Source organism: Serratia sp. YWN4 (genome assembly GCF_055790845.1).
Map to the genome: position 1 here is coordinate 4,895,793 of NZ_CM147696.1, position 14,456 is coordinate 4,910,248.

The 14,456-nt window shown below is 54.3% G+C and carries 12 protein-coding genes and 1 CRISPR repeat array; all 12 genes read right to left on the reverse strand.

What is annotated here, in order from left to right:
* Positions 1–4 precede the first annotated feature (4 nt).
* The 12 genes from phnK to cas1f all read right to left on the reverse strand — a co-directional run bounded on the left by phnK (position 5) and on the right by cas1f (position 14,437).
* Positions 5–793 carry a phosphonate C-P lyase system protein PhnK gene (gene phnK / locus ACX9GT_RS22535; protein WP_473188804.1) on the reverse strand — a complete coding sequence of 263 codons (789 nt, stop codon included), beginning with the start codon at positions 791–793 and terminating at the stop codon, positions 5–7.
* Complete coding sequence (locus tag ACX9GT_RS22540) at positions 793–1,644, reverse strand: alpha-D-ribose 1-methylphosphonate 5-phosphate C-P-lyase PhnJ (RefSeq protein ID WP_473188805.1); 852 nt, start codon at positions 1,642–1,644, stop codon at positions 793–795. Before ACX9GT_RS22540 ends, phnK begins: the two co-directional genes overlap by 1 nt.
* Positions 1,637–2,704 carry a carbon-phosphorus lyase complex subunit gene (locus ACX9GT_RS22545; protein WP_473188806.1) on the reverse strand — a complete coding sequence of 356 codons (1,068 nt, stop codon included), beginning with the start codon at positions 2,702–2,704 and terminating at the stop codon, positions 1,637–1,639. The genes ACX9GT_RS22540 and ACX9GT_RS22545 overlap by 8 nt, the downstream gene beginning before the upstream one ends.
* Positions 2,704–3,285 carry a phosphonate C-P lyase system protein PhnH gene (gene phnH, locus ACX9GT_RS22550; protein ID WP_473188807.1) on the reverse strand — a complete coding sequence of 194 codons (582 nt, stop codon included), beginning with the start codon at positions 3,283–3,285 and terminating at the stop codon, positions 2,704–2,706. Before phnH ends, ACX9GT_RS22545 begins: the two co-directional genes overlap by 1 nt.
* Positions 3,286–3,288: 3 nt before the next feature.
* Positions 3,289–3,732: a phosphonate C-P lyase system protein PhnG gene (phnG, locus tag ACX9GT_RS22555; RefSeq protein WP_473188808.1), complete on the reverse strand. Its 444-nt coding sequence runs from the start codon at positions 3,730–3,732 to the stop codon at positions 3,289–3,291.
* The gene (phnF, locus tag ACX9GT_RS22560) at positions 3,733–4,461 is read right to left on the reverse strand and encodes a phosphonate metabolism transcriptional regulator PhnF (RefSeq protein WP_473188809.1); all 729 of its coding nucleotides are present in this window, start codon (positions 4,459–4,461) and stop codon (positions 3,733–3,735) included.
* Between the two features lie 285 nt (positions 4,462–4,746).
* A CRISPR array of direct repeats spans positions 4,747–5,915; the repeat unit is 28 nt; unit sequence TTTCTAAGCTGCCTGCGCGGCAGCGAAC.
* 129 nt (positions 5,916–6,044) lie between these two features.
* On the reverse strand, positions 6,045–6,596 hold the full coding sequence (gene cas6f, locus ACX9GT_RS22565) for a type I-F CRISPR-associated endoribonuclease Cas6/Csy4 (RefSeq protein ID WP_473188810.1): 552 nt from the start codon (positions 6,594–6,596) through the stop codon (positions 6,045–6,047).
* Positions 6,597–6,607: 11 nt separating this feature from the next.
* Positions 6,608–7,615, reverse strand: coding sequence for a type I-F CRISPR-associated protein Csy3 (csy3, locus tag ACX9GT_RS22570; RefSeq protein WP_473188811.1), 1,008 nt, complete (start codon positions 7,613–7,615; stop codon positions 6,608–6,610).
* A gap of 18 nt (positions 7,616–7,633) precedes the next feature.
* The gene (gene csy2 / locus ACX9GT_RS22575; RefSeq protein ID WP_473188812.1) at positions 7,634–8,605 is read right to left on the reverse strand and encodes a type I-F CRISPR-associated protein Csy2; all 972 of its coding nucleotides are present in this window, start codon (positions 8,603–8,605) and stop codon (positions 7,634–7,636) included.
* On the reverse strand, positions 8,602–9,807 hold the full coding sequence (gene csy1, locus ACX9GT_RS22580) for a type I-F CRISPR-associated protein Csy1 (RefSeq protein ID WP_473188813.1): 1,206 nt from the start codon (positions 9,805–9,807) through the stop codon (positions 8,602–8,604). The genes csy2 and csy1 overlap by 4 nt, the downstream gene beginning before the upstream one ends.
* Positions 9,808–10,175: 368 nt before the next feature.
* Positions 10,176–13,460 carry a type I-F CRISPR-associated helicase Cas3f gene (gene cas3f, locus ACX9GT_RS22585; RefSeq protein ID WP_473188814.1) on the reverse strand — a complete coding sequence of 1,095 codons (3,285 nt, stop codon included), beginning with the start codon at positions 13,458–13,460 and terminating at the stop codon, positions 10,176–10,178.
* Entirely contained in the window at positions 13,457–14,437 is a 981-nt protein-coding gene (gene cas1f / locus ACX9GT_RS22590) for a type I-F CRISPR-associated endonuclease Cas1f (RefSeq protein ID WP_473188815.1), read from the reverse strand. The genes cas3f and cas1f overlap by 4 nt, the downstream gene beginning before the upstream one ends.
* Positions 14,438–14,456: the final 19 nt, after the last annotated feature.

Sequence of the window (14,456 nt, forward strand, 5' to 3'; positions counted from 1 at the left end):
TGAATTACGACAACACCGAAGAAACCAGCAATTGGGTATAAGGATGGTGTGGATCGTCCAGCACCCGATCGGTGAGGCCGCTTTCCACCACCTCCCCCTGTTTCATCACTAACAATCGGTGAGCCAGCAGGCGCGCGACGCCGAGATCGTGAGTGACGATCACCGCCGCCAACTGCATTTCCACCACCAGATTACGCAGCAGATCCAGCAGGCGTGCCTGCACGGAAACGTCCAGCCCACCGGTCGGTTCATCCATAAATACCAGTTTGGGGTGAGTGACCAGATTGCGGGCGATCTGCAAGCGTTGCTGCATACCACCGGAAAAGGTGGTGGGCAGATCGTCGAGGCGCGCCACCGGGATCTCCACGTCTTCCAGCCATTGGCTGGCCTGCTGGCGGATCTCGCCGTAATGGCGCTGGCCGATCGCCATCAGGCGTTCGCCGATATTGCCACCGGCAGACACCTGCGGGCGCAGGCCGTCGAGCGGGTGCTGGTGCACCACGCCCCACTCGGTGCGCAGCAGGCGGCGGCGATCGCTCTCTGCCATGGCATACAGATCCTGCTGCGGCCCGTTTTGCGGGCGGTAAAGGATCTGCCCCTGCTGTGGTGCCAGGCGGGCAGAAATCGATTTCAGCAGGGTGGTTTTACCCGAGCCGGATTCGCCGACGATGCCCAGCACTTCGCCGGGATAGATATCGAACGACACATTGCTGAAGCCCTTGCCCGGCGCATACAGATGGGTAAGGTTGTTGACCATCAGCAACGGCGTGGAACTCAACGGAACGGAAGTCATCAGTGCTGCACCTTTTGGTCTAATTGTTGCTGGCAGAAATCGGTGTCTGAGCAGACGAACATGCGGTTGCCCCGATCGTCGAGCACCACTTCATCCAAATAGCTGTGGCGCGAGCCGCACAGCGCACAGGGCTGATCCCACTGCTGTACGCTGAACGGGTGATCGTCAAAATCCAGGCTTTCCACTTTGGTAAACGGCGGCAAGGCGTAGATGCGTTTTTCGCGCCCGGCACCGAACAGTTGCAGCGCGGGCATCATGTGCATTTTCGGGTTGTCGAATTTCGGGATCGGCGAAGGGTCCATCACGTAGCGATCGTTGACCTTCACCGGGTAAGCGTAGGTGGTGGCGATATGGCCGTAGCGGGCGATATCCTCATACAGCTTCACCTGCATCACGCCGTACTCCTCCAGCGCGTGCATTTTGCGCGTTTCGGTTTCACGCGGTTCGATAAAGCGCAGAGGTTCCGGGATCGGCACCTGATAGATCAGGATCTGATCCGCCTGCAACGCGGTTTCCGGAATGCGGTGGCGAGTCTGGATCAGCGTGGCCTCCGGCGTGCGTTCAGTGGTCGCCACACCTGCCACGCGTTGGAAGAAGCGGCGGATCGACACCGCGTTAGTGGTATCGTCAGCCCCTTGGTCGATCACTTTCAGCACGTCGGCGCGGCCAATAATGCTGGCGGTGATCTGGATACCGCCGGTGCCCCAGCCGTAAGGCATCGGCATTTCGCGGCCACCGAACGGCACCTGATAGCCGGGGATCGCCACCGCTTTCAGGATCGCCCGGCGGATCATGCGTTTGGTTTGCTCATCCAGATACCCGAGGTTGTAGCCGGTCAATACGTCATTCATCACTGGCCCCCTGTTGCAAGCGCTTAAGCAGTTCCAGTTCGGCCTGGAAATCGACGTAGTGCGGCAGCTTGAGGTGGGAAACAAAACCGGCTGCCTCTACGTTATCGGCATGGGCCAGCACAAACTCTTCATCCTGCGCCGGGCTAGCGACGCTTTCGCCGTATTCGGCGGTTTGCAGGGCGCGATCCACCATCGCCATCGCCATGGCTTTACGCTCCGAGCGGCCAAATACCAGCCCGTAGCCACGGGTGAAATGCGGCGGTCGATCGGGCGGATCGACAAAACCGTTCACCATTTCGCATTCGGTCAGCAGGATCTCGCCAATCTCTATCGCGAAACCAAGCTCCTCCGGCACGATCTCTACCGCAACCGAACCGCTGCGGATCTCCCCGGCAAACGGGTGGTTGCGGCCATAACCGCGCTGGGTGGAATAGCTCAACGCCAACAGAAAACCTTCATCACCGCGCGCCAGTTGTTGCAAACGCGCCGAGCGTGAACAGGGGTAGACCGGCGGGTTGCGGGTAATATCGTCCGGCGTGCTGCCATCATCCTGTTCGACCTGCGCCAGCTGTTGCTGGCACAGCAAATCAAACACATGGGCGCAGCGTTCCGGCAGCGGTTCATCGGCCTGCGGTGCCGCTGGCGTTACCCCTTCCGCCAACAGCGCAAAATCCAGCAGCCGATGGGTGTAATCGTAAGTCGGGCCAAGCACCTGGCCGCCGGGTAGATCCTTGTAAACCGCCGATATGCGCCGCTCCAGCTGCATATTGGCCGTGAGCAATGGCTCACTCACCGCCAGACGCGGCAAGGTGGTGCGGTAGGCACGCAGCAGAAAGATGGCTTCGACCAGATCGCCGCTGGCCTGTTTGATCGCCAACGCCGCTAATTCGCGATCGAAGATGCCGCCTTCGGTCATCACCCGATCTACCGCCAGCCCAAGCTGTTGGCCGATTTGTTCTGTGCTGAGTTCGGGCACGCTTTCATCGCCACGCCGCAGGTTTTCTTGCAACTGATGGGCCGCCGCAATGGCTTTTTCGCCCCCTTTTACCGCAACGTACATCAGCACTCCTCCACGCGGGTGGTACGCGGGATCGCCAGCAGGCGTTCACCGCAGGTCAGTACAATATCCAGGCCCAGCGGGAAACGCTGTGGCCGTTCGAACAGGTAATCCCGCAGCGCACTGGGCAACTGGGGCGAGATTTCCCGTTGTTTTTCAATGCCGGGGCCGGAAAGGCGTAGCCTGGGGCCGCCCTCTAAGGCGGCGACTTGCACCACCACGGTGGCACCAAGCTCCGGTGAGATTTCGCTGCCGTGCGGCAATGCCTGCAGATCGGCTGCCTGTAACTGCGCATCGAACAGCGCCAGGCCGATCTCTGCGTTGCTGGTGGCCAGCGGTGCGCCGGTATGAAAGCGAACGTTGGTTAGCACTTGCTCACTGTTTAAAGCCGCCGAGATCTGAAGCGGGGTTTCCCGATCGGCCAGGGTCAGCAACACGGCGGTGCTGGCGGAGTTCAGTGCGCCCCACGCCGGGCCGCCTTGCAAAGTCACTATTTGCCCCGGTTCACTTAACGCTTTTAAAATCAAACGGAAAGCCTGTTGAGATTGCTCAATCGGTTGGTCAAAACCGGCCAGTAGCGTCATGGTTTAATCCCCCCGTACCAGCGTGAAGAAATCTACCCGGCTGGCGGCTACCGAACGGGCGCGCAACTGGCGCTGCTCCTGCTGTAGTGCCGCCAGTGGTTCAATCAACCGTTGCTGTAACAGTTCATGGTTGCTCGGTTGTTGCAACAAGGCATCGATCAGCGCACACAGCTCGGCATGGGCCTTGTCGCGCCCGGCGGTATAGCTGTAGCCCTGGCCGCCGTTTTCCAGTTGCACCACCGCGCGGGTGACGGTCATATCCCCCAACACAAAACGGCGACCGGTAGCCCCCATTCGCCCCTGCAACTGGGCCAGACCGATTTCCGGCGCACGCAGGCTGTGGTAGCTCGGGCTGAGATTCAGCGCCTGCCAGTGGCTGCGCAACTGGGCTGGCTGGCTGTGTGCCAATACCGACATCCAGCGTTGTCTCTGCTGTAAGGCTTGCATTCAGTGCTCCATCGTCAGTTCGATCATGTCGGCGCGCGCCAGGCTGACGGAATATTCCGCCACCCGATCGCTGCCGGTACAGGTATTCAGGGTGCGCACGCACAGTAATGGCGCATGGGTGGCAACCTCCAGCAGGCGGCTCTCTTTGGCCTGTGCGCGGCGGGCGCTGATGCGCGTCTGGCGGCGGGTCAGCGGCTGGTGGATATGCTGCTGGATAAACTGATGCAGTGAACCGCTGTTGAACCCTTGCAGCGCAGGCCACCAGTCCAGATCGGGCAGATAGTGGTCGATCACGCTAAGCGGGATCCCGTTCACCCGGCGCAAGGTGCGCAGATGAATGACGGTTTCCCCCTCTTCGCGTGACAGTGCGGCAGCAATATGCCCATTACACGGACGTAAAACCGCGAGTAAGCGCTCACTGGTGGGGTGACTCCCCTGTTCGAGCAGGTTCTGACTGAAACGGGCATTGGCATGTAGCGGGTAGTCGTACGGGCGCATCAGCACCAGAATGCCAATGCCATGGCGGCGTTGTAACCAGCCTTGCTCGACCAGTTGATCCACGGCACGGCGCAGCGTATGGCGGTTGACCTGATAGCGTTCTGCAAGCTGCTGTTCAGAAGGCAGATAATCTCCGCTGCGGTATTGACTGCGCAGTTCCTGTTCCAACTGAGCGGCGATCTGCTGATAACGGGCGGAACAACTGGTCTGATGTCTAGATAAGTGTGTCATAGCAAAAACTCCGACACGTTATCCAAGGGACGGGATATGCAAGCAACGATGGCGTTCATGATCGGCACTCCATAACAAAAGTTGGCGTTATGGTGCCGATCGCTGATGACAATCGCGTTACGTAGGGATGGCGAATTGATGAACAATTTGGGGAGTGGTTTCGACTTTTTACGCTGCCTGTGCGGCAGTGGACTCTGGCTTGAGATCGCTCTCGCCGACCTTACTCTCCTAAACTGCCTGTAGGGCAGTGAACAGTTGAACCCGGCACATTCCCGCTGGCTGATGCTTCTAAGCTGCCTACGTGGCAGCGAACACGCCGTACTGACATCACCTCATTTGCCGATGTTTCTAAGCTGCCTGCGCGGCAGCGAACGCACTGGTAGATGGTGCGATTGCCGTTGGCAATTTCTAAGCTGCCTACGCGGCAGCGAACGGTGCGGCGTACAGGCACCGGCAGCAGGGAACTTTCTAAGCTGCCTGCGCGGCAGCGAACTAGCCGGTGTTGCTGGCCGCCGAGCGGTTGCCTTTCTAAGCTGCCTGCGCGGCAGCGAACTCCGACTAGCTTGATAACTTCATCATCGCTCATTTCTAAGCTGCCTGCGCGGCAGCGAACGAATATCCAAACACGTTAAGAATATGATTGTTTTTCTAAGCTGCCTGCGCGGCAGCGAACAGTGGATCCTCCCCGTTTTTGTCGGGGCCTTTTTTCTAAGCTGCCTGCGCGGCAGCGAACCAAAAATATTAAGCCAATCCTTCGATAATTATTTTCTAAGCTGCCTGCGCGGCAGCGAACTCGCTGATTCTGACGTCATCAAGAAAGCATTTTTTCTAAGCTGCCTGCGCGGCAGCGAACGTGGCACCCTATCCACTGGTGGCGGCAAACCTTTTCTAAGCTGCCTGCGCGGCAGCGAACGGCGACATGACCAAGATTGCTGCCGCTGTCCATTTCTAAGCTGCCTGCGCGGCAGCGAACACCGTAGCGGAGAGTGGTCATGTTCTTGTCGTTTTCTAAGCTGCCTGCGCGGCAGCGAACGGTAAACATAAATCAGTTTCGGTGCAGGTGGTTTTCTAAGCTGCCTGCGCGGCAGCGAACGGGTGTAGCCATGTGGCCGGAAGAGACGTTTGTTTCTAAGCTGCCTGCGCGGCAGCGAACTTATTTCGGTTTGGCTCTGCGCAAGCCGTCATTTTCTAAGCTGCCTGCGCGGCAGCGAACTCTCAGAGTTCAAAGCTCGCACTGGCATTATCTTTCTAAGCTGCCTGCGCGGCAGCGAACCGATACCATGATATCCATCGCTTGCTGAGACATTTCTAAGCTGCCTGCGCGGCAGCGAACAATAGGAATATAAATTACTATATGGTTTAATTTTTCTAAGCTGCCTGCGCGGCAGCGAACTTGCGTCAGCCACATCTTGACCGGCCAACTGTCTTTCTAAGCTGCCTGCGCGGCAGCGAACTGTAATAAAAATACACCAGTACCCTGTTTATTAAACATAAATCAGGGTACGAGCTGAAAAACCCTTTTTTCCAACCCTTTAATTACACCATTACAAAACAATCAGTTAGCAATAGTGGAAAAAAAAGGGTTAAAACCAGGGTACCGTGGTACTGCTACTTAGACCATAGGCAGAGAAACTTCCCAACTGAGCGTGCTCCTGCAATTCACCATGCTGAATATAAATTCGCATCGTATTACCGTTCGAAAGGCTACGCAGTTGAATAAAAGGTAACCTGAGCGATTTCTGTTGGGTGTCCGGTATTTGTTCAAACGCCTGCTGTTCAGTTAACCACCCTTTAGCAATCGATCTCTGCCGCTTGTTATGAGCGCTTTTTGCCTGAACCCGCCTCACCGTTCGGTATTGTACCGCCTCAGGCACCGGCAATACTGCACTGCATCGCACGTAGTCACGCATGCCTTGTAACCAGCTTTGCTGCATCAGATTTTCGATATCCTGTGCCGAACCGTGTAAACGCAACACGCTGCCCAGAGTCTTATCACTACAAGGAAAACTAACGCCTATTTTCCCTGCTGCGTAATGCCCTAACGCGCGGTGTAATTTAGCAAACAGATTATTGAGCAAATCCTGTGCCGAGGTTTCCAGATCGGGTTGAACCTTAATATCCAAATAGTGATCCATAATCACCTCGTTTAGCTTGCATCACCAAAGACACCACCACGAATCAACATAGCAATGACATAGTGCTGCTGTGCCAAATCAGGCTCTTTACCTTTCAGTACCCAGGCATCCAGCAGGTTATAAAAATCCAGCTTCTCCCTAGGTTGCCGGTAAGCCTTACCACGGTTGGTCACTGAGCCATAAGGCTCTACCGCAATCGCCCCCACTTCCGCTGACTCTGGGTGCCAGGTATCAATCGTGCGCAGAGCATTACCAATTTTTTGCGAGTGCATGGCGGCCACCTGGTTCAGTTGGAACAAGAATTTGCTCTTATCTCCTTTACCGCCCCCCATCACTAATTCTTGCGAAGGATAGACCGCCTGCCCTTGCCCCAGACGGACAAAAGCCTGAACCTCAATAAAGGTATACTGCTGGCCATGCAGACCCGCTTCTATCGCTTTACTTAACTCCAGCAGATCGCCGGTCACCGGAGGAAATTCATGCAGGCTTTGTGCATAACCATCAAACACCCAAGAGCGACCACCACAACTCACCCGCACCTCAACCTGCTCAGCACCAACACGGTTACGCCACAGGAAGCGGCCACTGGCAATATTGGTAGCATAACGTCTGGCGAGTTCACCAAATCCTTGGCGGGCAACATAGTCCTGGATCACGGCGGCCAACGCGGCCTGATAATCAGGATCGTTGCAGGTAGAAGGCGTAGCCAGCCCACCGAGCACGCGCAGAGTAAAGCTCACTTTCAGTGTGTCACAGTCAAAAGGTAATGCCGCTACATCCACGGTTTGCAGGTTGGCTTTCTGAATCTCTGCGTCTAGTTTCGTAGAATCGCTACTAATAGCGGCCTTTAAACGGTTGGAAATGGTACCGCGCACCGCCTTTTCCTGTACCAGAATGGGCTGCCAGCAGGTGACATCCGTTCTCTCTTCCCAATTTCCCGCCGCCATAATCGCGTCGGAACAAGCCAACTTGCTTTCAAATGCCAGCACTGATGCCGTTTTTAATGTAATAGTTGCCATGATCCAATTCCTTTTTTATCAGAAAAAATCGAAATCTTCTTCGAGTTGAGAAATGCTGTCTGTCACCGCGCTGGGTTCTGCCTGGCAGAGATACCAATCTTGGTCACAACGGTACTGCCAAAATATCTGCCGCAAGTCGTCAATATTGTGTGGGCTTTTCCATTCACCAATACCGTAGACCGCCTCTGCGAAACGAAAAGGCGTAGCCCAATCGCGGCTGTTGCTCACCACGCCTGGCTCATAGCAAGGCGAAATAGCGCGGAATCCTGCCATGATCGGCACCAACCAGCCGCTTTCTGGCTTGGGTTGATAAGCCCACTGCGCTTTGTTGCTCTCGTCCAGCACGCCGTCCTCATCTTGCAAAGGCACAGCCTGATATTTCAGCGCAGAAAAATCGAGCCAGGCATCCAAGAGATCGGCTTCAGGTTGGTTTTGCTGCAGGCGTAATAGATGCTGCTGCAACAGGGAAGAACGATCGAGCAGGACAAAACCAGGTAACAGACGCCGGGTAAAGCGCGATCGCTCTTGTGGCGTGGTGGGGAAAGCCACAATGTCGATATCCTGTAGCCCGCTAATCGTTCCCCCAGCTAATTTCTGGCTCTGGCACAGCGGAAATAAATGCTCACGCAGCGCCGCAATACCTGCTTCACCGCCAGAAATCAGCCCCTGGCACTCCAGAACCAGGGAAATATCCATCTGCATACGCCCCTCTTCAACAATAGGGGCCGTATTTCCCTCTTTAGTCAGCGGATTACGCGTTAATGCAAACACATAATCTCCCCATCCCGACGGCTGATACGCCTGGATCTGATGATGATGGCACACCACCGCGCAGCCCTGTAATTCGAGACCGTGGCTCTGCTGGAGCTTGCGCGATAGCGCATGGGTATAGCCCAACAGTTGAGTGATGGCAGGAAAACCGTAAGTCAGCCCGGCAATGGTGTTGACATTGCTGACCTGAAGGTGGCGTAGGGTAATTAATGTACTCATGCTTCCTCCCTCCGCCCAAGGTCAAACTCCCAGAGGCGTTGACTGAAGACCTTCTGCCAAGCCTGGCTTTCAGCCTGAGCAAACGTCATCCGTTTGTGCTCCAGTTTTTTATTCAACCAATGAGCAAACTGCTTGGCGATCTCGCCCGACCAGGCATTTTTACTGCGTTGTTGCTGAAACTCTGCGGAAGGATTATGAGGATCGAGCCATATTCTCTGCGCATCAGGTAATTTACAGTCAGGATGCGAACTCCACCCAGCCAATTCGGTCAGGGACTGTATCTCTGTGGCGTAACTCAATAAGGTGTCCACCAGCGCTAACACATAACGCCCACGCTGCTGGCGGATCTCCAACGTACTCTCTTTTTCCGCCACACTGAGCAGGTAGTTTTTCAGTTGATTGACCTGTTGCCAGGTACGGCGGTTAAATTCACTGCTAAATAAAATATCTTTACCACTGGGAGGGGCTAAGCGGCCGCGCCAGTTGGGCGGTGCGCAAGAGAGCAGCAGCATTTTGCCCCCACGCATACTGTTCAAGATGGATATGTTCTGCGGTTTAGAGCCACCGTAAGACTGGATTGCCGTACCAGGGTAACTGACCTGAAGTTCAGCGTGATATTTCCCGGCCTTTTTCGCTTCACGGATCTCTTTGGCCTGCTCACCAAAGCGGCTTTGCCCAATGCGGCCATAGACCTCATGCGCCAGAGAAGAAGGAAACAGCGGGCTTAGCAGATGATAGTCTTGTTCGGTGATAGGAAAGAAGATCTGTTTGGCAAGGGTGTGCGAGCTGAGATTTTTATCCACCAGCGCCAACTTAAAACCAGCCAGCCACTCTTCCAACTGCTGTGGATCGGCAGTAAAGGGAGCAAAAGGTGAATTATCACCCTGCGCGATAGAGTCCGCTACGCTGGTGCCATTCACAGTTAGCTGTAACAGCTTGGCCACATCCAAAGCGGCTGCGTTGCCAATTGCGTCGGTTTCCAACTGGTTCAACGCCAGTGTGGAGAGATAACCCTTGGCAACGGTTGACTCTCTGGCATCGAGTACACCGCTCCCCTTCGCATCGCCATGGGTAAACTTCAGTGCATGAGTCACCAGGCTGATCTGTTTGGCTCGTTTAGCCGCATCGGTTAACCAGGGAATATAGGCAAACTGATTATCCAGTGCCTGAAGCTGTGCCTGATATTCCGTACTGATTGCCACACGCCTCGCTGCCTCCGGCTCCTCCTTTAGCGCCTTTTCGCAGCTCTTCTCTACAGGTTCCTTTTTAACTCTTCGTCGCTCATCGATATAGCCAGCAATCGCTGCTGAGAGCCCGGTATATTCCATAAAGTGATCCTCACATTAATGTAGCGAGTACGACATAGAACAAATAAACCACAATCAAGATACTACTTTGACCCAAGCCCAAAAACAACACCTAAGTATTAGGGTTCAATAATTAAAATAATGTATAAAAATAGACACGTACCCTCTACAGCAATAGAATCATCCAACTACCGCATAGGTAGTTTAGAAATAAGTCTTATGTTTCAATAGGTAATTCACTACCGCACAGGTAGCCCGCGCCCTTACTCAAGGGCGCGGAACACGCCTAACACCGGATGATAGCGCCATGCCACCGAGGAATGATCCGTCTTCCGCAAGCGGATCTCACCATAGCGAGCGCTGATTTCGTTGAGTTCCAGATCAAATCGTTCGGCCAAGAGTGGGTAAACATAGTCGGCATCCAGATTGAACCAAGGCTGATTACCCGCAGCCAGTGTTAGCTCTACCGGTTCAATCACACTCACCGGTACATAGCAAGGTGGCCTGGCGTTCATGTCATACAAGCGAAAATCGGCAACCTCGCCGATCTCTTCCAGATAAAGAAAATACTGCTCATCCGCTGCTGATTGGCGGAACGGGGTGCAACGCTGGAACTCAGCGTGCCAGGTTGGCTGGTTCAACCACCAGCGAGAAGCACTGAGCAGAGGCTTCTCACCACTTTTCTGTTGGAATAGGGCATACCGCAGTTGAGCATGTTCCAGCTCAGAAAAGTTGTCATATTGCGCTTTCAGTTTAAGTGACTCAGGTGACAAAATACGGGGTAACGCATTAATTTCCTGATACTTGATGTCACGCAGCAATACGGATAAATCGTGGCTGGAAAAGCGGCGTTCCTGGCTTTCAAAACCAGGGTGACGGTAGGCAATCTCCTGCCCGGCCAGCGCATTAATGTTGTGCGTGAGAAGGACGATGTTCTCAGTCTCAGGTGGACACAGCCGATGCCGTTGCACCCGCCCCACCAGTTGGATCAGCGAGCGCATAGAGCTGGGTTCGACTATCGCCCAATCATAGTCATGATCACGCCCCACCTCTGCGACCGAGGTTGCCAGCACCACAAACAGCTGATTTTCCTCCGGTGCCTTTTGTATCGCCGCCTGAATTTCTGGCTGATGCCATAATGCTTCCTTATCGTAACGTGTCAGTGCCGCATCAAGCCGGGTTTCAATATGGGAGCGCTGTGCCAAAGGGTGTTGGCTGTGGTAAACACAGTAGTGAATCCGATAATTTGCTTCTGGTGCCGTCGCCATCAGCGCTGAAGCGAGCGCCACTAACGGAGAGATATTGGCCATCCTCACCAGACCGATAGAAACCCGTTTTTTACCCGCAGGCTGGCACTGATGATGAGCTTGATGCAGAATCGACATCTGCTGCTGGACCACGCTAACTATCGAACGCACCGCTTCCAGCTTGCCACCATGATTACCACTGACTGCCACTAGCCTGACCTTACGCAGCACCTGTTGCCGGTTCAGCAGATTCTGCGCACGTTGCAGAACAAAAGCCTGATGCTTTTGCTTGAAGCTCTCTCGGTCGGCAATGCTGCCGTTGCCGGTATCATATTCATCCACCCAGGCACAACAAATCTCGCCTTGGGGATTAGGTTCACCGTTGACGCTGGCATAATCCATCCACCCGCGTTGATAGGCTTCAAATAACGCCACAATCAGGGCCGGTGGTAATGTGGCTGATGAGAGCAATACACGGCTACCCAGCATCCCCGCCCAGTTGACCAAGCGACACAATGCAGGCAAGTCCGCCAGATCAAAATCATCGGGTTCGTCCAACACCAGATCTGACGTTAACAACCGCAGCATTGGTGCAATCTGTTTACCCCCTCGGACACCTTCAGTCGCGGGCATCAGATGGTCGATAGTGCTGACGAGGATCGGGGCACTCAGCAATTGCTGTAGTTTTGGGCTGTTCTCCAACCAGCGGCTTAAGCGGCCATCTTCCAGGCTACCGTCATATTTTACATACATATGCTCGGCAAACAGGTCATCTGCCGACTCACTGCCTGGCGCCTGCTGTTGCTCCTGCTCATTGAGCTCCTTGACGGCAGCAGAGCCAATCATAACGGCCAGATCATCATCCTGTAGATGCAACCTATCGCGCAGCGCTTCACCGGTCTGCAACGTCAACGTCCGTAAACCTAACGCCACGCTAAAACGGCAACCCAACTTCTCATCCGCCAAGCCATACATAATCCGGGCATTGGCAAACGTCTTACCACAGCCGGTAGAAGCCATATTGACGCCAAAAAAACCTTGCTGCCGAGTTTGTTCTCTTAACGAGCAGGCGAGATCGTACGCCTTATCCTGCCAACGGAATCGGCTGTCAGTAGCACGTTTTTTAAAGTCTTTATGCCGGGTTATCGCAGGCAGAGAGTCTCTCAGCGCAGGCAGGCTGCGGGCCAACAGGAAAGCATTATGAGCAACGCCAATGTTGTGTTCATCCAGCCGCTGTTTAAGCGCTTTCGTGGTGCGATCCGTATTCGCAAATGCCATATAGTGCCGATCCTGCCACTTTTCCGTCACGGGCTGCGCTGAATAAAAGTGATCTGCCAGCATCAGAACCAGACGAGAAAGATGCAACGTAAAGCGCTGTTCAAACCAGCCCTCCCCGTTGTAGAGCACATTATTTTGCAGCGCACGCCGGGCGATCTCCTGTGCCTTCCTGCACCAGGTTGCGCTCTTGAACGGGGTCCCATGCGGAAACTGCCAGTTATGCTCACGCACCGAACCCGCATAGTCATTCATAAACTGTGGGGAATTCCAGCCAGGTGAAAGGCATTCACTGAGCCAGCGATCATGGAATTCAAGTTTCGGTGGATTTTTATATTCCGGCCAACGGGGCGAAGCAGGGTAAACGGGCAACCGATGATGAGAGACAATCAACCAGGCAACAACCCGCGCCAACGGCGGCAACGTGGTGAATGGATTCTGTAGCGTGCGGGCATCATCAGCAATCAAGTTGGCCAGCAACGCGGGCTCATCCGCCGCGCTAACCTCCACTAACGCCTGTAGCCACTGCGCATCCTCCCTCTCGGCAACAAACGCAGTAAATAACCGCAGTGAGACCCATTCATGTCGGCAAGGCTCAAAAGCAGCACCGATCTTCGATAGCTTGTTTTGAAACAGACGGTTAGCTTTGCCGAAATCGTGAAACAGCCCAGCAATACCCGCTAACAGCGCGATAACCTCGGCATTGTGCCATTGATTCTCATCCTGACTACGCAAGATATCGCGCTGCGTGCTGTTCGTCGGTACCGTGCCCTGTGCATTAAAACGGCGCAGATTACCCACGATCCACAGCAGTTCTGTGCTGTTAGCGCCCCGGATCCAATGACAAGCCACTGCCGTATTACGCTTGGCGGTTTTACGCAGCAGTTTCCTCAGCGTATTCAAACCCTCTTGGGTAATCGGTGTTTGCCAGGTCCGATCCCCTTTGCGTTCGGCAAACTGATCCAGAATACGGCGCGTTTCTATCAATGCCTTTTTACTGCACTGAGCAACCAGCAAAATATTCATTTACCCACCTGTGACAGACTTTCTGCGGTGTCCTTCAGGGTATCAATCATCACATCCAGCGCATCCGCCTGTTGGAATCCAGTGAGGCAACGCTGACGAAACTGCTGTTCATCCTCCCCGGCCATGGCGGCGATAAAGGCTTGTGGCAGAATTAAGGCATCTTTAATCAAATCAGCAATATCAAACACCAAGCCACCCCGGCGGGTTTTGCCATGCAATATCGACAAACCATGCGGCAGGCCAATCACCCAGGCCGCCGTTGCGCCAAGGCCATAAGCCAGATAGTTACCGTGATCTAAAAATCGGTTAGCAATGTCGATACCGCTGCCACGTTTGGCACGGCTGAACTCGCCATACTTCACGCCATTGGCCGCCAGTTTATACAGTGCTTTCGTCATCACCGCCTCCTGTGCCAGAACATCGTTGCTATTCTGACAAGCGGATAAACGCTGGATAAAATTATCGAGCACCGGATTAAGCTGGGCAGCATCAACCTCGAATGCCTGTTCGCGCTGCATACGTGCCGAGAGCCAATGAGTACGGATTTGAGCGATGCGCTGTTGCTGAAAAGCAATGGCCGCCGCCAGGCGTTTGTCATCGTCAAACCAGAAACTCACCCAATGCTGTAGATATTCCGTTGGCCGGTATTCGCTTTGTGAGGTTAACCAGGAAACATCCACTTCAACTTCATTAGCAGCAAACAAAGGCGTGCCCCCACCGCCACAGAAGCCAACCAGAACCCCCGCTTTAGCAAACTCACGCATAGCGGCCTGAGTGACAGAGGTTCCTGTTCCCAACATCACCGCCGTGGTGTTGGCAATGGGAATGTTCCAGTACAAAGATTGCTTACCTTCATCTGTGACATATTCCACTCTGCCGCCATTAACCAGAATTCGGCAATGTTGAAGATAATAAAGATTGGCACGCTTTGAATGCAGAATAGTTTTCAAATCGGAAGGAGAGAATTGATTATTCATGGAGGGGCAACATCCCTAT